Annotated in this window: 17 protein-coding genes; 14 read left to right on the top strand and 3 right to left on the bottom strand. The window is 73.3% G+C overall.

The window, feature by feature from the left end; genetic code table 11:
* Positions 1-281 precede the first annotated feature (281 nt).
* Positions 282-869, bottom strand: a complete 588-nt coding sequence (locus AC6I72_RS09540) for a TetR/AcrR family transcriptional regulator (RefSeq protein ID WP_498000398.1) — start codon at positions 867-869, stop codon at positions 282-284.
* 96 nt (positions 870-965) lie between these two features.
* Here AC6I72_RS09540 and AC6I72_RS09535 point away from each other — a divergent pair, with 96 nt between their 5' ends.
* The 13 genes from AC6I72_RS09535 (at position 966) to AC6I72_RS09475 (ending at position 14,136) form a co-directional block, all read left to right on the top strand.
* The gene (locus AC6I72_RS09535) at positions 966-1,337 is read left to right on the top strand and encodes a DUF4267 domain-containing protein (protein ID WP_498000397.1); all 372 of its coding nucleotides are present in this window, start codon (positions 966-968) and stop codon (positions 1,335-1,337) included.
* Between the two features lie 81 nt (positions 1,338-1,418).
* Positions 1,419-1,937, top strand: a complete 519-nt coding sequence (locus AC6I72_RS09530; protein ID WP_498000396.1) for a cupin domain-containing protein — start codon at positions 1,419-1,421, stop codon at positions 1,935-1,937.
* A 91-nt stretch (positions 1,938-2,028) separates the two neighbouring features.
* Positions 2,029-2,325: an Asp-tRNA(Asn)/Glu-tRNA(Gln) amidotransferase subunit GatC gene (gene gatC, locus AC6I72_RS09525; protein ID WP_006130840.1), complete on the top strand. Its 297-nt coding sequence runs from the start codon at positions 2,029-2,031 to the stop codon at positions 2,323-2,325.
* Positions 2,326-2,328: 3 nt separating this feature from the next.
* Positions 2,329-3,822: an Asp-tRNA(Asn)/Glu-tRNA(Gln) amidotransferase subunit GatA gene (gene gatA / locus AC6I72_RS09520; RefSeq protein WP_498000395.1), complete on the top strand. Its 1,494-nt coding sequence runs from the start codon at positions 2,329-2,331 to the stop codon at positions 3,820-3,822.
* Positions 3,819-4,061: a hypothetical protein gene (locus AC6I72_RS09515; RefSeq protein WP_037858086.1), complete on the top strand. Its 243-nt coding sequence runs from the start codon at positions 3,819-3,821 to the stop codon at positions 4,059-4,061. The genes gatA and AC6I72_RS09515 overlap by 4 nt, the downstream gene beginning before the upstream one ends.
* Positions 4,062-4,077: 16 nt before the next feature.
* Complete coding sequence (gene gatB, locus AC6I72_RS09510; RefSeq protein ID WP_037858085.1) at positions 4,078-5,592, top strand: Asp-tRNA(Asn)/Glu-tRNA(Gln) amidotransferase subunit GatB; 1,515 nt, start codon at positions 4,078-4,080, stop codon at positions 5,590-5,592.
* 582 nt (positions 5,593-6,174) lie between these two features.
* Complete coding sequence (locus tag AC6I72_RS09505; RefSeq protein WP_498004633.1) at positions 6,175-6,474, top strand: hypothetical protein; 300 nt, start codon at positions 6,175-6,177, stop codon at positions 6,472-6,474.
* Positions 6,475-6,682: 208 nt separating this feature from the next.
* The gene (locus AC6I72_RS09500; protein ID WP_498000394.1) at positions 6,683-8,920 is read left to right on the top strand and encodes an MMPL family transporter; all 2,238 of its coding nucleotides are present in this window, start codon (positions 6,683-6,685) and stop codon (positions 8,918-8,920) included.
* Positions 8,898-9,470, top strand: a complete 573-nt coding sequence (locus AC6I72_RS09495) for a GNAT family N-acetyltransferase (RefSeq protein ID WP_498000393.1) — start codon at positions 8,898-8,900, stop codon at positions 9,468-9,470. The genes AC6I72_RS09500 and AC6I72_RS09495 overlap by 23 nt, the downstream gene beginning before the upstream one ends.
* 271 nt (positions 9,471-9,741) lie before the next feature.
* The gene (locus AC6I72_RS09490; RefSeq protein ID WP_498004632.1) at positions 9,742-10,332 is read left to right on the top strand and encodes a hypothetical protein; all 591 of its coding nucleotides are present in this window, start codon (positions 9,742-9,744) and stop codon (positions 10,330-10,332) included.
* 205 nt (positions 10,333-10,537) lie between these two features.
* Positions 10,538-10,723 (top strand): hypothetical protein, encoded by a 186-nt coding sequence (locus tag AC6I72_RS09485; protein ID WP_498000392.1) that lies wholly within the window; start codon positions 10,538-10,540, stop codon positions 10,721-10,723.
* Positions 10,724-10,824: 101 nt separating this feature from the next.
* On the top strand, positions 10,825-13,878 hold the full coding sequence (locus AC6I72_RS09480) for a helix-turn-helix transcriptional regulator (RefSeq protein WP_498000391.1): 3,054 nt from the start codon (positions 10,825-10,827) through the stop codon (positions 13,876-13,878).
* Positions 13,879-13,914: 36 nt separating this feature from the next.
* Positions 13,915-14,136, top strand: a complete 222-nt coding sequence (locus AC6I72_RS09475; RefSeq protein WP_498000390.1) for a DUF6191 domain-containing protein — start codon at positions 13,915-13,917, stop codon at positions 14,134-14,136.
* Positions 14,137-14,146: 10 nt separating this feature from the next.
* Here the strand turns inward: AC6I72_RS09475 and AC6I72_RS09470 are convergent, their stop codons facing one another.
* A complete protein-coding gene (locus tag AC6I72_RS09470; protein WP_498004631.1) occupies positions 14,147-15,280 on the bottom strand; it encodes a PQQ-dependent sugar dehydrogenase in 1,134 nt (377 codons plus the stop codon).
* 303 nt (positions 15,281-15,583) lie between these two features.
* Positions 15,584-16,582, bottom strand: coding sequence for an aldo/keto reductase (locus AC6I72_RS09465; RefSeq protein ID WP_498000389.1), 999 nt, complete (start codon positions 16,580-16,582; stop codon positions 15,584-15,586).
* A gap of 77 nt (positions 16,583-16,659) precedes the next feature.
* Here AC6I72_RS09465 and AC6I72_RS09460 point away from each other — a divergent pair, with 77 nt between their 5' ends.
* A complete protein-coding gene (locus AC6I72_RS09460; RefSeq protein WP_498000388.1) occupies positions 16,660-17,622 on the top strand; it encodes a 2-hydroxyacid dehydrogenase in 963 nt (320 codons plus the stop codon).
* Positions 17,623-17,625 lie beyond the last annotated feature (3 nt).

The raw sequence follows: 17,625 nt of genomic DNA, 5'->3' as shown, positions 1-17,625 counted from the left end.
GGCCCGCGGTGCCGCTGAAGGTGCGCGTTGCCGTCGGGGGCTCGCGTCGCTGCTGAGAGGCCCGCACTGCTGCTGAAGGTGCGCGCTGCCTCCCGTCCCGGGCGGTGCGCTCAGGCGTTCCGGGCGGTGCGCTCAGGTCGGATCAGGTCACATCTCGTCAGTTCGCCGCCCTCCGGTTCTGGCCAGGTCGCATCAATTCAGGCCAGGCCGGGGCAGTTCGGTTCAGGCCGGTTCCGGCCAATCGAGGCGGCGCCAGGTCGCGTGGACGGGCCCAGCGCGGCTCACTGCGTGCCGGGCGGCACGAAGTGGGCGATCAGCAGGGCCAGCCGGCGTTCGTGGGTGTGCTCCGGCAGCCGTCCGCTGCGCATCAGGGTCACCAGCCCGTGCAGACCGGCCCAGAACGTCTCCGTGAGGTGCCCCGGGTCCTCGCCCGGCGCCGCGACCGGCTCGACGGCTGCCAGCAGCTCGCCGAAGGCCTCGCGCAGGGCCGCGGGGGCCTCGGGCGTGGCGAACGGCAGGTCCACCAGGTGCGTGAACATCGCGTCGTAGAGCGCGGGCCGCCGCCGCCCGAAGGCGGTGTAGGTCTCGCTGACCGCCGTCAGCGCCTCGCGCGTGCCCCCGGCCGCCGTGCGCGCCGCCCGCAGGGCGGCGGCCATCTCCGCACAGCCCTCGACCGCGACCGCCGCCATGATCGCGTCCTTGCCCTTGAAGTGGCTGTACAGGACCGGCTGGCTGTACTCGATCTCGGCGGCCAGCCGCCGGGTGGTGACCGCGTCCCAGCCTTCCGCCTCGGCCAGTTCCCGGGCGGCCGTCACGATCAGCCGCTCGCGTTCCACTCGTTCGCGCTCCCGGCGCGTCTGGATCGTCATGCCTTTCATTCTAGCGGTGCTAGCCAACCTGTCGATGCTCTGTTAGCTCGCTCTCATCGCTAGCGCAGCTAGCTCATTCGAGGTGGGAGAAGAGACGTGACCGTCACCGCGTACACACTGGCCGTCGTGCTCGACCTGTTCTGCGTCTTCCTCGGGTACCGCTTCCTGTTCCGGGCCACCCCCTCCGCCGCCGCTTACGGAGTCCCCGCCGATCCGGCCGGCGACGCCGGCGCCTACCTGACGGTCAAGGGCCTGCGCGACGGCACCTTCGGCCTGGTCGGCCTCGCGCTGCTGGCCTTCGCGGGCACCCGCGCCGAGGCCTGGTTCATGCTGTGCGTGGCCCTGGTGCCGCTCGGCGACACCCTGATAGTCCTGCGCCACGGCGGTCCGAAGGCCGTCGCCTTCGGAATCCACTGCGCCACGGCCGTCGTTGTCCTGATCAGTGCCGGACTGCTCTTCGCCGTCTGACGTCCGCGCCGGACCGCGCCGGACCGCCTTCGCCGGCCGGCGTCCGCCCCGAACGGCCGAACCCACCGAGGGAGACGCATCATGTCCCTGTTCGTACCGAAGTTCGACGAGTCCGTGATCGTCCGCGAGGCCGAGGCCGAAGTGGTCGGCCGCGCGCCCGCCACCGTGCGGCTGCTGGCCGACAGCAGTGCGACCGGCGGTGCCCTGTCCACCCAGCGCGTCACCCTCGTGGCGGGCGCCGACGGTGCCAAGCCGCACTGGCACGACAACTCCGCCGAGATGTTCTTCCTGCTCGACGGCGCCGCCGACATCCTCTCCGGCGACGAGGTCCTCACCGCCGGCCCCGGCGACCTCGTCGTCGTCCCGCCCGGCAAGCCGCACGCCTTCGCCGCCGTGCCCGGAGCCGACGCCGACCTGCTCATCGTCCTGGCGCCCGGCGTCGAGCGTTTCGAGTACTTCCGCCACCTGCGGCGCATCGCCCTCGGCGAGGTCGCCCCGGAGAGTCTGCTGGAGGTCCAGGACCTCTACGACAACCACTTCCTGGGCAGCGCCGCGTGGGACGCGCGGCGCCGGGCACAGGCCCCGGGGGAAACCGTTTAACGGCCACGGGGTCCGGCCCCATAGGATTGGGCCAAACCGACTTTCCCAAGCCGATTTGCCCAACCACACACTCACCCCAGAGGAACGCTGCATGCCTGGCATCACGCGCGAGGAGGTCGCCCACCTCGCCCGGCTGGCGCGTCTGGAGCTGAAGCCCGAAGAGCTCGACCACTTCGCGGGACAGCTGGACGACATCATCGGCGCGGTGGCCCGCGTCAGTGAGGTCGCCGACCAAGACGTACCGCCGACCTCCCACCCGCTGCCGCTGACGAACGTCATGCGCGCGGACGAGGTCCGTCCGTCGCTCACCCCCGAGCAGGCGCTGTCCGGCGCCCCGGCCCAGGAGCAGCAGCGTTTCAAGGTGCCGCAGATCCTGGGGGAGGAGTAAGCAATGACGGACATCATCAAACTCACCGCCGCCGAGACGGCCGGGAAGATCGCCTCCGGTGAGCTGACGGCCGTCGAGGTCACCGAGGCCCACCTCGCCCGGATCGAGGCCGTCGACGAGAAGGTGCACGCCTTTCTGCACGTCGACCGCGAGGGCGCGCTCGCCCAGGCCCGCGCCGTGGACGAGAAGCGGGCGCGCGGCGAGAAGCTCGGCCCGCTGGCCGGCGTACCGCTCGCGCTGAAGGACATCTTCACCACCGAGGGCGTGCCGACCACCGTCGGCTCCAAGATCCTCGAAGGCTGGATCCCGCCGTACGACGCGACGCTCACCAAGCGGCTCAAGGACGCGGACGTCGTCATCCTCGGCAAGACCAACATGGACGAGTTCGCCATGGGGTCCTCCACGGAGAACAGCGCCTACGGCCCGACCGGCAACCCCTGGGACCTCACCAAGATCCCCGGCGGTTCCGGCGGCGGTTCCTCCGCCGCGCTCGCCTCCTTCCAGGCGCCGCTGGCCATCGGCACCGACACCGGCGGCTCCATCCGCCAGCCGGCCGCCGTCACCGGCACGGTCGGCGTCAAGCCGACCTACGGCGCGGTCTCCCGCTACGGCATGGTGGCGTTCTCCTCCTCCCTCGACCAGGGCGGCCCCTGTGCCCGTACGGTCCTGGACGCGGCGCTGCTGCACGAGGTGATCGCCGGGCACGACCCGCTGGACTCCACCTCCGTCGACGAGCCGGTCCCGCCGGTCGTCGAGGCCGCCCGCAACGGCAGCGTGGCCGGCATGCGCGTCGGCGTCGTCAAGCAGTTCCGCGGCGAGGGCTACCAGGCCGGTGTCATCCAGCGCTTCGACGAGTCCGTCGAGGTGCTCAGGGAGCTGGGCGCCGAGATCGTCGAGCTGGACTGCCCGTCCTTCGACCTGGCCCTGTCGGCGTACTACCTGATCGCGCCGTCCGAGTGTTCGAGCAACCTCGCCCGCTTCGACGGCCTGCGCTACGGCCTGCGCACCGGCGACGACGGCGCGCACTCCGCCGAGGAAGTCACCTCCCTCACCCGTGAGGCGGGCTTCGGCCCCGAGGTCAAGCGCCGCATCATGCTCGGCACGTACGCGCTCAGCTCCGGCTACTACGACGCGTACTACGGCAGCGCCCAGAAGGTCCGTACGCTGATCAAGCAGGACTTCGACAAGGCGTTCGAGCAGGTCGACGTGATCGTCTCCCCGACGACCCCGACCACCGCCTTCGCGATCGGTGAGCGCGCCGACGACCCGATGGCGATGTACCTGGCCGACCTGTGCACCATCCCCACCAACCTGGCGGGCAACGCGGCCATGTCCCTGCCCTGCGGTCTCGCCCCGGAGGACAACCTCCCGGTGGGCCTGCAGATCATCGCCCCGGTGATGAAGGACGACCGCCTGTACAAGGTGGGTGCCGCCGTCGAGGCCGCGTTCGTGGAAAAGTGGGGACACCCGCTGCTTGAGGAGGCTCCGTCGCTGTGAGCAACGCACTGTCCAAGGCCAAGGGCTTCAAGAAGTCCAAGTCCGGTACGTACCTGTCCATGGCGACGACCGCGTTCGGCGCCGTCAGCGTCATCAAGCAGGCCAAGAAGGCCCGCACGGAGAGCGACACGCTGCGCCTGATCGACGCCGCCGTGTCGGCCGCCGCCATCGTCACCGGCCTCGCCATCCTCTACCGCGAGCTGAAGCGGCTGGGCGACGACGACGTCCTGCTGGGCTGAGAGGGAAGTTTTCACCGTGACCACCACGACCGACCTGGTGTCGTACGAGGACGCGCTGGCGTCGTACGACCCCGTCATGGGCCTCGAGGTCCATGTCGAACTCGGCACCCGCACCAAGATGTTCTGCGGCTGTTCGACCGCGCTCGGTGCCGACCCGAACACCCAGACCTGCCCCGTCTGCCTCGGCCTGCCCGGCGCCCTCCCGGTCGTCAACGCGACCGGCGTGGAGTCCGCCGTCAAGATCGGCCTCGCGCTGAACTGCTCGATCGCCGAGTGGTGCCGCTTCGCCCGGAAGAACTACTTCTATCCGGACATGCCGAAGAACTTCCAGACCTCCCAGTACGACGAGCCGATCGCCTTCGACGGCTACCTCGACGTGCAGCTGGAGGACGGCGAGACCTTCCGCGTGGAGATCGAGCGCGCCCACATGGAGGAGGACACCGGCAAGTCGACGCACGTCGGCGGCGCCACCGGCCGTATCCACGGCGCGTCCCACTCCCTGCTCGACTACAACCGCGCCGGCATCCCGCTCATCGAGATCGTCACCAAGCCGATCGTCGGGGCCGGCGAGCGCGCCCCGGAGGTCGCCAAGGCCTACGTCCGTGAGCTGCGCGAGCTGATCCGGGCGCTCGGCGTCTCCGAGGCCCGCATGGAGATGGGCCAGATGCGCTGCGACGTGAACCTGTCGCTGATGCCGAAGGGCGCCGACAAGTTCGGCACGCGCAGCGAGACGAAGAACGTCAACTCGCTGCGTTCCGTCGAGCGCGCCGCCCGGTTCGAGATCCAGCGGCACGCGGCCGTGCTCTCCTCGGGCGGCACGATCGTCCAGGAGACCCGCCACTTCCACGAGGACACCGGGTCCACGACCTCCGGCCGGATCAAGGAGGAGGCCGAGGACTACCGGTACTTCCCCGAGCCCGACCTGGTGCCGGTGGCCCCCTCGCGCGAGTGGGTCGAGCAGATCCGCGCCGCGCTGCCCGAGCTGCCGCTGGCCCGCCGCACCCGGCTGCTCGCGGAGTGGGGCATCTCGGCCACCGACATGCAGGCCATCCTCAACGCCGGCGCGCTGGACCCGATCGTCGCCACCATCGACGCCGGGGCCGACGCGGCCTCCGCCCGCAAGTGGTGGATGGGCGAGCTGGCGCGCAGCGCCAACGAGTCCGGCAAGAGCCTGGACGAGCTGGCCATCACCCCGCAGCAGGTCGCCCGCGTCACCGAGCTGGTCGCCGCGGGAGAGCTGAACGACAAGCTGGCCCGCCAGGTCATCGAGGGCGTCCTCGCCGGCGAGGGCACCCCGGACGAGGTCGTCGACAAGCGCGGCCTGAAGGTCGTCTCCGACGAGGGCGCGCTGACCGCCGCCGTCGAGGAGGCCATCGCCGGGAACCCGGGCGTCGCGGACAAGATCCGCGGCGGCAAGGTGGCCGCGGCCGGCGCGCTGGTCGGCGCCGTCATGAAGGCCACCCGCGGCCAGGCGGACGCGGCCCGCGTCAAGGAGCTGATCCTCGAGAAGCTCGGCGTCAGCGAGGGCTGACCCGCCCGCCGGAGGCGGTGACGCAGTGACCCTGGGGGGATGCACCGGACGCGATGCATCCCCCCAGGTGTTTCCCGGGCCGTCGGGTTCTGGGAGACAGATGCCTCCAGGGGGCGTCCCTCCGGTCGTCCTGCGGGCGGTCCCGTAGGCGGTCGCGCCGGCCCTCGACGCCATGGCCTCCCGTCGCCGCCACCGCCGCCGACCCCGCGTCAGGCCCGCCGCACGCAGCCGCTACGCTCGCCCGCCATGAGTGGACGCGCCGATTCCGAGACGCCGGCACGGATATCCGATCCCGGGACGCCCGCCCGGACAGCCGACCCAGGGACGCCGGCACGGACAGCCGATCCCGGCACGCCGGCACGGACAACTGACCCAGGGGCGTCGGCACGGGAAGCCGATCCCGGGGCTCCGGCCCGGACACCCCGGACGCCCGCACGGTCCTCCGTGGCGCCCGCACGGATCTCAGGGACACCCGTACGGAGCGCGGGGACGCCCGCGCGGGCCCTGCCGAAGGGCGGGGCGTCCCCTGCGGCACACGCCGGGCCGTGCGGTCCCGCCGGCGCACCCGCGGCGGACGTCGCCCTGCCGGCCGCGGCCCCGCCGCACGGACCCGGCGACGAACCGCCCGAGGGCGTCTCGGTCGCCCGCCGGGCCCGCTGGGTGGCCGCCGGCACCGGCGCGCTGCTGACCCTCGCCGGACTCGGCGCGTCCCTGCTGCGGCTCGCCGGGTCCGCCCCGGCCCGCATCCCGGCCGCCTACGCCGTCGGAGCCGTCCTGTGCGCCTGCGCGGCCGCCCTGGGACACCGGGGCCGTACCCGGCGGGCACTGTGGCTCCTCATCGCCGGGGTGATGGTGATGGCCCTCGGCGACGAGCCCGCCTGACGGCCCCTCGCCCCCGGCGCTCCCGCGAGCCCGTGGCTCCCCGGTGAATCGGGTCGCAATGGTGTGAGTAAGGCCACGAATGCGGTAAACGATCACATTCGCCTGCAAGAGTGTTTTCACCTTGCTCATGCGTTCTTTGCGGGCTGTTCCGTTCACGGACGACTGTTCCCGGTCAAAGATCCACAAAAAGACACTGGGAGCACGTTTCGTGGCAGCCCTCGCGCGCTGGTGTGTCCGGCACCGCCTCGTCACCGTTCTGCTCTGGCTCCTCGCCCTCGGCGGGGTCACGGTCGCCGCCGCCGTCGCCGGGCCCGCGTACTCCAACGACTACGAGGTCCCCGGTACCGAGTCGGGCCGTGCCACCCAGTTGCTGCAGCAGGGCTTCCCGGGCCTCGGAGGGGACAGCGACACCGTCGTCTGGCACACCGAGCCCGGGAGCGTCCGGGCCGCCGACGTCGAGCAGACCATGACCCGCGCCCTGGACCGCATCGAGTCCCTGCCCTCGGTGGCCTCCGTGACCAGCCCCTACAAGGGCCAGGCCGCCCAGGTCACGGACCGGATCAGCCGTGACGGCCACACCGCGTACGCGACGGTCACCTTCGCCCGGCCCGCGCAGGACATCACCAAGACCCAGGCGCAGGCCGTCGTCCGGGCCGCCAAGGAGGCCCAGACCGAGGGGCTCCAGGTGGAACTGGGCGGCAGCGCCGTCGGAGCCACCCAGTCCTCCGGCGGGCACCTCGCCGAGATCCTGGGCGTCGCCGTGGCCGCCGTGGTGCTCCTGGTGGCGTTCGGTTCGCTCGCCGCGTCCCTGCTGCCCATCGCCACGGCGCTGGTGAGCGTCGGCACCGCCCACGCGGCCATAGGGCTGCTCGGCCACGCCATGACGGTCGCCGACTTCGCCCCCATGCTGGGCATGCTCATCGGGCTCGGCGTGGGCATCGACTACGCGCTGTTCATCGTCACCCGCCACCGCAGAGGCCTCAAACGCGGCCTCTCGGTCACCGAGGCGGCCACGAACGCCGTCGCCACCACCGGACGCGCCGTGGTCTTCGCGGGCGCGACCGTCTGCATCGCCCTGCTGGGCATGCTGATCCTGCGCCTCGGCTTCCTCAACGGCGTCGCGGTCGCCGCCGCGTCCACCGTCGTCCTCACGGTCGCCGCCTCGGTGACCCTGCTGCCCGCCCTGCTGTCCTGGATCGGCCCGCGCGCCCTCAGCCGCCGCGAGCGGCGGCGCCTGGCCGAGCACGGCCCCGAGCCGGAGGTGCCCACCGGGTTCGCCGCCCGCTGGTCGGCCTTCGTGGAACGCCACCCCAAGCTCCTCGGCTCTCTCGCCCTCGCCGTCGTCACCGTGCTCGCGCTGCCCACGCTCTTCCTCCACCTGGGCACCTCCGACCAGGGCAACGACCCCGCCTCGTCGACCACCCGGCGGGCCTACGACCTCCTCGCCGACGGCTTCGGGCCCGGCGTCAACGGACCGCTCACCCTGGTGACCCGCGTCGAGGGGGCCGGGGACCGGCTCGCCCTGGACAACCTCGGCACCACCCTGCGCGCCACCGACGGCGTCGCCGCGGTCACCCCGGTGACCTACAACACCGGCGGCACCACCGCCTACCTGAACGTCCTGCCCGACTCCGCGCCCCAGTCGCAGCGCACCAGCGACCTCGTCGACCGGCTGCGCGAGAAGGTGCTGCCGCGCGCCGAGACCGGCACCGCGCTCGACGTGCACGTCGGCGGCGTGACCGCCGGGTACGACGACTTCGCCGGCGTCATCGTCGCCCGGCTGCCGCTGTTCGTCGGTGTCGTCGTCGGTCTCGGCTGCGTCCTGCTGCTGCTCGCCTTCCGCTCGGTGGGCATCCCCCTCAAGGCCGCCGTCATGAACGTCGCGGCCGTCGCCGCCTCCTTCGGCGTCGTCGTCACGATCTTCCAGTGGGGCTGGGGCAGCGAGTTCCTCGGCCTCGGCCGCGCCGGGCCCATCGAACCCTTCCTGCCCGTGATCATGGTCTCGGTCCTCTTCGGGCTCTCCATGGACTACCAGGTCTTCCTGGTCAGCCGGATGTACGAGGAGTGGCTGGAGACCGGCGACAACCGGCGCGCCGTCCGGGTCGGCCTGGCCGAGACGAGCCGGGTGATCAACTCCGCAGCGGTCATCATGATCTCCGTCTTCCTCGCCTTCGTGCTCGGCGGCGACCGGGTGATCGCCATGTTCGGCATCGCGCTCGCCGCCGCCGTCGCCCTGGACGCGTTCGTCCTGCGCACCCTGCTCGTGCCCGCGCTCATGCACCTGCTCGGCCGCGCCAACTGGTGGCTGCCGCGCCGCCTGGACCGGGTCCTGCCGCGCATCAGCATCGAGCCGCCCGAGTGCCGCGCCGCCCATGAGAGGCTCGGCGACGTCATGGCGGAACTCGCGAAGGAGCAGGAAACGGATGTACGCGATATCCCTGGGTGACGGCGCCGAACTGCGGCCGCTGGAACCCTGGCACGCCCAGGACTTCCTCGCCCACCTCGACCGCGGGCGCGCGTTCATCAACCGGCACGTCCCGTTCGCGGCGCACGCCACCGACGTGGACTCCGCCCGCGCCGTCCTCCAGTCGTACGCCGACAAGCGCGCCGCCGACCGCGGCTTCCTGCACGGACTGTGGCTGGAGGGGGTCCTGGTCGGCGGGCTGCTGTTCCCCGCCTTCGACGCGGCGACCGGCACGTGCGAGATCGGCTGCTGGCTGGAACCGGACGGCACCGGCCGGGGGCTGGTCACCCGTGGGGCCCGCGTCCTGCTCGACTGGGCGTTCGACGAGCGCGGCATGCACCGGGCGGAGTGGCACGTGTCGTCGGCCAACGAGGCGAGCATCAACGTCGCGCGGCGCCTGGGCCTGACCCGCGAGGGCGTGCTCCGCGAGCACTACCCCTACCGGGGCGTACGCCAGGACACGGAGATCTGGGCCGTCCTCGCCCCCGAGTGGCGGGCGGCCCGCGCGCGTACCGGCGACGGCGACCGTTAAGGGCCCTCTCAGAGAGCGTCCGTACGGTGCCCGCATGGGAACCAGGACCGCAGACGAGGCCCGAGCCACCACCGGCACCGAGGCGACGGACGAGACGGAGGCGAAGCGCGAGACGGAGGTGCGGAACCGGGCGCAGCAGCAGACGGAGCAGCCGGCGGCCGCCGGCCGGGCGACCGCGCCGGACCGGACGAACGAGGCCAACGAGGCGAACGAGGCCAACGGGGCGAACGAGGCGAACGACGGCAGCGACGCCGGCCAGGCGGAGAGCGGGGTGACGGCTGCCGCCGGGGCGGCCGGGGACGACCGGGACCGGGAAGCCGGTGAGCCCTGGGAAGCCGGTGAGAGCGCTGCCGAGTCCCGTACCGCGACCGGCGAGGCCGGTCACGCCGATCCCGGGGCCGGTGCCGAGGAAGCCGAGGCCGGTGCCGAGGAAGCCGGTGCCCAGGCCGCCGAGGCGGGGAAGGCGGCCCCCTCGGGCGTGGGACAGGGCGCCGGCGCCGTCGTGTCCGCCGCCCTGGGCCTCGTGTCGCTCAGCGGCAGCTGGCTCGGCACCGTCGCCGGTGCCCGCGAGCAGTTGACCGGCCAGTTGCGGACCTCCACCTCCGCGAGCGTCGCCACGCAGATCAAGGAGGTCTACGGCGACACCTGGCACACCACCGCCCTGTGGGGCGGCCTGTTCGCGCTGCTCGCCCTGATCGTCGGTGCCGCGGTGCTGGCCCGGCCCGCGTTCGGCGCCCCGGGCAGGTCGCAGGCACCCTGGACCAGGTCGGTCGCCTGGGCGGGCGTCGCCCTCGGTGCCGTCGGTCTGCTGCTGGCCGTCCTGAAGTACACCGACGTCCTGCTCGGGCTCCCGTCCGCCTGAGTCCGGCGACCGTGCCCCTGGCCCGCGGGTCTCACGAACGCCGTAAGGACCTTAGAGACGGCTCCGATAACTCCGCAGCTCTAAGGCCCCGGGCGCGCCGAAGATGCGGAACTCGCCCGATGCGGGCCGCCCCCCTGGGCGGCGAAGGTGGTGTCCGGCACCGCGAGAAGCGTGGCCGGACACCACCTCACCAGGGGGAGACACCATGTTCACGTACGAGTTCCACGAGCTGCGCTCCAGCGAACTGCGCCGCCAGGCCGAGCAGGAGCGCCTGGCGGCGTCGGTGCTCCGTCACCGCCGCGCCGCCCGCCGCACAGCTCCCCAGGAGGCACCGGAGGCCGAGGCGCATAGCGACGGCCCCCGCCGGCACCGGTTCACCAGGGCCGCGTGAGGGCAGGGCCGCGGAAGGCGTCCGGCCCCGGGGAACAGGGCCGGCGCCTCCCGCCGGGCGACGACACGAAAACCCGTCCCGCACTGTCGTACCTCCGTGCGATGCTCGGGCCCGTGGAGACCAGGTCTGTCAGTCCGGTGTTCGTGGGCCGCTCGAACGAGCTGGACACGCTGCACGACGCACTCACCAGCGCGAACGCGGGCGAGCCGCGGACCCTGCTGATCGGGGGCGAAGCCGGCGTCGGCAAGACGCGGCTGACCGAGGAGTTCGCGGCCGCCGCCACCCGCCGGGGCGCGGTCGTCGCGGTCGGCGGCTGTGTGGAGATGGGCGCCGACGGACTGCCCTTCGCCCCGTTCTCCACCGCGCTGCGCGCCCTGCGCCGTGAACTGCCCGAGGCGTTCGAGGCGGCGACCCGCGGCCAGCAGGAGGAACTGGCCCGGCTGCTGCCCGAACTCGGCGAGCACCCCGCACCGCGCGGCACCGGCCGGCACGACGAGGAGGGCATGGCCCGCCTCTTCGAACTCACCGCCCGCCTGCTGGAGCACATCGGCGCCGAACACACGGTGGTCCTTGTCCTGGAGGACCTGCACTGGGCGGACGCCTCCACCCGGCACCTGCTCACCTACCTCTTCCGCACGCTGCGCACCGGACGGCTGGTCGTCCTGGCCACCTACCGCTCCGACGACATCCACCGCCGCCACCCGCTGCGCCCCCTGCTCGCCGAACTCGACCGGCTGCGCACCGTCTGCCGCCTCGAACTGGACCGCTTCACCCGGCCCGAGGTGTGCCGCCAGATCGCCGGCATCCTCGCCACCGAACCGGACCCCGCCCAGGTCGACCGCATCTTCGAACGCTCCGACGGCAACGCCTTCTTCGTCGAGGAACTCGCCGTCTGCGCCCACGAGGGCTGCGCCGACGACCTCAGCGACTCCCTGCGCGATGTGCTCCTGGTCCGTGTCGAAGCCCTGCCGGAGGCCGCCCAGAGGGTCGTCCGGATCGCCGCGGAGGGCGGATCCACCGTCGAGTACCGGCTGCTCGCGGCGGTCGCCCGGCTCGGCGAGGACGACCTCATCGAGGCCCTGCGGGCCGCCGTGAACGCCAACATCCTCACCGCCGCCCCCACCGGCGACGGCTACCGCTTCCGGCACGCCCTGGTCCGCGAGGCCGTCGGCGACGACCTGCTGCCCGGTGAACGCTCCCGCCTCAACCGCCGCTACGCCGAGGCGCTGGAGGACGATCCCTCCCTCGTCGCCGCCGACCAGCGCGTCATGCGGCTGGCCAGCTACTGGTACCACGCCCACGACCCGGCCAAGGCCCTGCCGGCCGTCCTGGACGCCTCCGTCACCGCTCGCGCCCGGCACGCCTACAGCGAACAACTCGGCCTGCTGGAACGGGCGATGGAGCTGTGGGACGCCGCCCCCGAGGACGTACGGGGGCGGCTGCGCCCCGTGGACTACACCGAGGTCCGTCCGCCGTGCGGCAGCGATCCCGCCACCACCCCGCTGCGCTACCTCGACCTCATGGCCGAGGCCACCGTGGCGGGCCGCTTCTGCGGGGAGCGGGACCGCGCCATGAAGATCATCAAGCGGGCGCTGCGCCTGCTGGACGAGGAGCACGACCCCCTGCGGGCCGCCTGGTTCTGGGTCCAGCGCTCCCGCCTGGTCCAGGCGAAGGCCCAGGGCAACGGCCGGCGGGAACTGGCCCGCGCCCAGGACCTGGTGCGCGGCCTGCCGCCGTCCGAGGTGCACGCCGAGGTGCTCGCCAACGTCGCCAACTGGTCGATGGTCCACGAGCCCGGCCCCGAGGCGTTCTCGGCCGCCGAGCGGGCCGTGGAGTACGCGCGCATGGTGGGCGCCTGCGAGATCGAGATGACCGCCCGGCTGACCCTCGGCGGTCTCATGGTCCAGGCGGGCGACGTCGAGGCGGGACTCGCCGAGATGCACGAGGTCAACCGGCGCACGGTGGAGGACGGCATCGCCGCCGTCGCCGGCCGCTCCTACGTCAACCTCCCCTCCGAACTGGAGTCGGTGGGCCGCTCACGCGATGCCGTCCCGCTGCTGGAGAAGGGCATCGCCTACACCCAGCGCTACGGCCTGCTCGACCAGGAGGCCTGGGTCTGGGGCAACCTCGCCGAGTCCCTGTTCACCCTGGGCCGCTGGGAGGAGGCGGCCGAGGCCGCCTCCCGGTCGCGGCGCGTCGGGCAGAGCGCCAAGCCGCGCGCCTTCCACGCCCGCATCCGCGCCGAACTCGCGCTCGCCCGCGGCGAACTGGCCGAGGCCGCCGCACAACTCGCCGACGGGCGCTCCTACTTCGGCACGCACGACTGCGCGCCGCAGCACACCCTGCCCCTGGTCCGCATCGCGATCGGCGTCGCGGCGGGGGAGGGCCGCCTGCTGGACGCCCGCGCCGAACTCGACCGCGCCCTGGCGGACGGCTTCCCGCCCGGCACCCAGCGCTACGGCTGGCCCCTGCTCCTCACCGCCGCCACCGTCGAGGCCCGCACGGCCGGACTGCCCGCCGCCGACCCGGGCCGCCCCGACGCCCTCGCACGCATCCGCGCGGCCGCCAAGTCCCTGACGGTCAACGTGCCCGTCTGGGAGGCGTACGAACGCTGGGTACGCGCCGAACTGCTGCGCGCCGAGGGGCAGGTACGTCCCGAGGACTGGGCCGGGATCGCCGCCGCCTTCGAGACCCTGGAGCGCCCCTACGACCTCGCCCGTGTCCGGCTGCGACTGGCCGAGGCCCTGCTCCTGGCAGGCGAGGACCGGCGGGAGGGCGCCACGGAACTGCTCCGGCTGGCCCACGCGGTCGCCGGCCACCTCCGCGCCCGCCCGCTCGCCGACTCCGTCGCCCTGCTCGCCCAGCGTGCCCGTCTCTCCCTGGCCCCGCCGGCCCGGCCGTGCACGGCCCCCGAGGACCCCGCCGAGTCCCTCGGCCTCACCAGCCGGGAACGCGACGTGCTGCGTCTGGTCTCCCTCGGCCGCACCAACCGCCAGATAGCCGAGGAGCTGTTCATCTCGCCCAAGACGGCCAGCGTCCACGTCTCCAACATCCTCGCCAAGCTCGGTGTCTCCGGCCGGGGCGAGGCGGCGGCGGTGGCGCACCGGCTGGAACTGTTCCCCGGCGACACGCTCGCCGCCCCGGCGGCCGGCTGAGTCGTACGGTGGAAGCGGGACCGGGAGGGAGGGGCCGTGTTCAACGTCTTCGAGGAACTGTTCGCACCAGGGCGCAAGCACACCCGTGACGAGCAGAAGCGGCTGGAACTGACCCGTGAGGACGTCGGGGACGGCGATCCCGGGCGGGGGCCGATCGATCTGGCCTCGGGAAAGGTCGTCGTACGGCCGCCCGGGCGCGAGAAGGCGTCCGGGGCGGACGCCGGCCCCCGGGCCGGGGCCGGGCCCGGCGGGGAGTGAGCGCCGCCGCTCACCTCACCTCCAGCTCCAGGATCCGGTCGTCGCCCTTCTTCGGCGAGCCCCGGCCGTCGGTGTTGCTCGTGATCAGCCAGAGCCTGTGGCCGCCCGCCGGGGCGACCGTGCGCAGGCGGCCGAACTCGCCGGTGAGGAAGGCCTGGGGCGGGGCCGACGCCACCGTCCCCTTCAGGGGGATCCGCCACAGGCGCTCGCCCCTCAGACCCGCCGTCCACACCGAGCCGTCGGCGTAGGCGATGCCGCTGGGGGAGGCCTGGCCGGTGTGCCACTGGGCGACGGGGTCGCGGTACCGCGCGTCACCGGACCTGCCCTCCGCGCCGGGCCAGCCGTAGTTGCCGCCGGGGGCGATCGCGTTCAGCTCGTCCCAGGTGTCCTGGCCGAACTCCGAGGCGAACAGCCGCTGCTTGCCGTCCCAGGCGAGGCCCTGCACGTTGCGGTGGCCGTAGGAGTACACCGGGGAGCCGGGGAAGGGATTGCCCGGCGCCGGTTCGCCCTCCGGGGTCAGGCGCAGGATCTTGCCGCCCAGGGACTTCCTGTCCTGGGCCAGGCCGCGCTCGCCGCTCTCGCCCGTTCCCGCGTACAGCATGCCGTCGGGGCCGAAGGCGATCCGGCCCCCGTTGTGGACGAGGCCCTTGGGGATGCCCTTGAAGACCGTGTCGGGCGCGCCCAGTTGTTCTCCGGGGGGTTTCTTCTCGTCGTACAGCATCCGGACGATGCGGTTGTCCGAGGCCGAGGTGAAGTAGGCGTAGACCATGTGGTCGGAGGCGTAGTGCGGGGAGAGGGCGATGCCGAGGAGGCCGCCCTCGCCCTGCGGCGCCACTCCGGAGACCGTGCCCAGCTCCGTCTTGCGGCCCGTCCTCTCGTCCACGCGGGTGAGCGTCGCCCGGTCACGGGAGGAGACGAGGAGTCCACCGCCCGGGAGCGGGGCCAGGCCCCAGGGCGAGTCGAGGCCCTCGGCGACCGTGCGCAGCACCTTCACGGAGCCCTCGGCCGGTGGCGTGCTCTCCCCGGCGGGCCGTGCGGGGGAGGAGGACGCCACCGCCGGACCGGGCGGGGCGCTCCGGCCGCCGGGCGGCGGTCCCCCGGAGGAGCACCCGGCGGTCAGCAGCAGTGCGGCGGCGGCCAGCATGCCGGTCACAGCCCGAGCCTGAGCCTGCACGATCATGTCCTTTCGACGCGGCGGTCGCTCTTTCTCATACACCCGCCCGCGTCTCCCTGGTTCCCGGTCGCCCGCACCCCACGCGGACCCGGATCCGACCCGCGCCCGCCACCGCCGTCCGCGACCCGCGCCCGCCACCGCCGTCCGCGACCCGCGCCCGCCACCGTCCCCGGCGCCCCCCGCGGCGACCCGGGCCCGTCGCGGGCCCGTCCCCCCGGCCGGACCAGCCGACGCCGTACCGCTCCCGCCCCGCCCCCGCTCACCGTCCCGCGGTCAGTCCCACGACCCCCGCGCCGCCGGAAGCCGTCCCAGCTCCGTCAGGTCGGGCGCCGTCAGCCGCAGCCAGGCGGCGGCCGCGTTCTCGGTGACCCAGCGTTCCCGCTTGGTGCCCGGCACCGGTATGACGTGCGGCCCCTGGGCGAGCACCCAGGCCAGGGCGACCTGGGCCGGTGTGACGCCGTCGCCGTGCCGGGCCGCGACCCGCCGCAGACCGGCGACGATCGGCTGGTTGGCGGCCATCATCTCGGCGGTGAAGCGGGGATGGCGGGCCCGCAGGTCGTCCGGTTCGAACCCCTCGCCGGGGGTCAGCGTGCCGGTCAGGAAGCCGTTGCCCAGCGGCATCGCGGCCAGCAGGCCCACACCCCGGGCCGTGCACCACGGCAGCAGGGACTCCAGGGCCTGCGGCGACCACACCGACAGTTCGGCCTGCACGGCGCTCACCGGGAAGACCTGCTGCACCCGCTCCAGTTGCCGGATCGTTCCGTCGTACAGCGGCCCCCGGGACCGGCGTCCGCCGCGCACCCCCACGGCGCACAGGCCGAGCGCTCGCACCTTCCCGGCCCGCACCAGGTCCGCCATCGCCCCCCAGGTCTCCTCCACCGGCACCTCGGGGTCGGCCCGGTGCAGCTGGTAGAGGTCGATCACGTCCGTCTGCAGCCGCCGCAGCGACGCGTCACAGGCCCGCCGCACGTACCCGGGACGGCCGTTGGCCACGATGTGCTGGTCGCCCGCCAGCAGGCCGACCTTGGTGGAGACGAAGGCGTCGTGACGCCGCTCCTTCAGTACCCGCCCCAGCAGCAGTTCGTTGGTGAACGGGCCGTACATGTCGGCGGTGTCCAGCAGCGTCGAGCCCAGGTCCAGCGCCCGGTGCACGGCGCGCAACGACTCCTCACCGCGCCGCCGGGACGCGCTGTAGGCCCAGCTCATCGGCATGCAGCCAAGCCCTACGGCCCCCACCGCGAGTGCCGCCGCGCCGATCGTCCTGCGCTCCACCTCGCCGTAACCCTCCCTCTCCTCGGTTCACCAACCTAACCTCTGCGTCCGCACGCGCCTGGCATAGCCTCCTGGCCATGAGTGCTGACGTGTGGCTGCCCATCCCGCCGGAGGAGATCGAGGGGCTCCCCGCGGGGCCGAACTACCTGTTCTGGGACGGAGGTGACGACGGTGAGCAGGCCTTTCCCGGCGATCCGGCCGACTGCGCCTTCTACGTCGTGCCCTACATGAGGCCCGCCGGCCTCGTCGTACGCCCGCTGGAGCGCATGCGCTCGGTGCAGGTCGTGCAGACGCTGTCCGCCGGCACCGACAACGTGGAGCCCGGCCTGAAGCACCTCCCGCCCGGTGTGGCGCTGTGCAACGCGCGCGGGGTGCACGAGGCGAGCACGGCCGAGCTGACCCTGACGCTCGTCCTCGCCTCCCTGCGCGGCGTCCCCGGCTTCGTACGGGACCAGGACCGCCGGCGGTGGAACGGCGGTTTCCACCCCGCGCTCGCCGACAAGAACGTCCTCATCGTGGGGTACGGAGCCATCGGGTCCGCCATCGAGGACCGGCTCGTGCCCTTCGAGGTCGCGCGGGTGGCGCGCGTGGCGCGCTCCGCGCGCACCACGGCGCGCGGTCCGGTGCACCCCCTCACCGAGCTGCCGGCCCTGCTCCCCGACGCCGACGTCGTCATCCTGTCCACGCCCCTGACACAGGCCACGCGCGGCCTGGTCGACGAGGGCTTCCTCGCCCGGATGAAGGACGGCGCGCTCCTGGTGAACGTCGCGCGCGGAGGGGTGGTGGACACCAAGGCGCTGCTGGCCGAGCTGGAGAGCGGACGGCTCACCGCCGCCCTCGACGTCACCGATCCCGAGCCGCTGCCCGAGGACCATCCGCTGTGGCACGCGCCCGGCGTGCTGATCACTCCCCACGTCGGCGGCCCCACGTCGGCGTTCCGGCCGCGCGCCGAGCGCCTGCTGACGGGCCAGTTGCACCGGTTTGTGAACCACGAGCCGCTCGCGAACGTGGTCCTGACGACGGGCGCGGCCCGCGGATAGCCC

The sequence above is a fragment of the Streptomyces sp. Xyl84 genome, from assembly GCF_059731885.1.
The sequence above is the reverse complement of the archived record's forward strand: the minus strand, read 5'-3'. Positions and strand labels throughout refer to the sequence as shown.

Bases quoted from the DNA above. Each gene is read 5' to 3' on its own strand.
- AC6I72_RS09495 (WP_498000393.1), top strand. From the start codon at position 8,898: ATGTACGCGATATCCCTGGGTGACGGCGCCGAACTGCGGCCGCTGGAA.
- AC6I72_RS09530 (WP_498000396.1), top strand. From the start codon at position 1,419: ATGTCCCTGTTCGTACCGAAGTTCGACGAGTCCGTGATCGTCCGCGAG.
- AC6I72_RS09540 (WP_498000398.1), bottom strand. From the start codon at position 869: ATGACGATCCAGACGCGCCGGGAGCGCGAACGAGTGGAACGCGAGCGG.
- gatA (WP_498000395.1), top strand. From the start codon at position 2,329: ATGACGGACATCATCAAACTCACCGCCGCCGAGACGGCCGGGAAGATC.
- gatC (WP_006130840.1), top strand. From the start codon at position 2,029: ATGCCTGGCATCACGCGCGAGGAGGTCGCCCACCTCGCCCGGCTGGCG.
- AC6I72_RS09480 (WP_498000391.1), top strand. From the start codon at position 10,825: ATGCTCGGGCCCGTGGAGACCAGGTCTGTCAGTCCGGTGTTCGTGGGC.
- AC6I72_RS09460 (WP_498000388.1), top strand. From the start codon at position 16,660: ATGAGTGCTGACGTGTGGCTGCCCATCCCGCCGGAGGAGATCGAGGGG.
- AC6I72_RS09470 (WP_498004631.1), bottom strand. From the start codon at position 15,280: ATGCTGGCCGCCGCCGCACTGCTGCTGACCGCCGGGTGCTCCTCCGGG.
- AC6I72_RS09485 (WP_498000392.1), top strand. From the start codon at position 10,538: ATGTTCACGTACGAGTTCCACGAGCTGCGCTCCAGCGAACTGCGCCGC.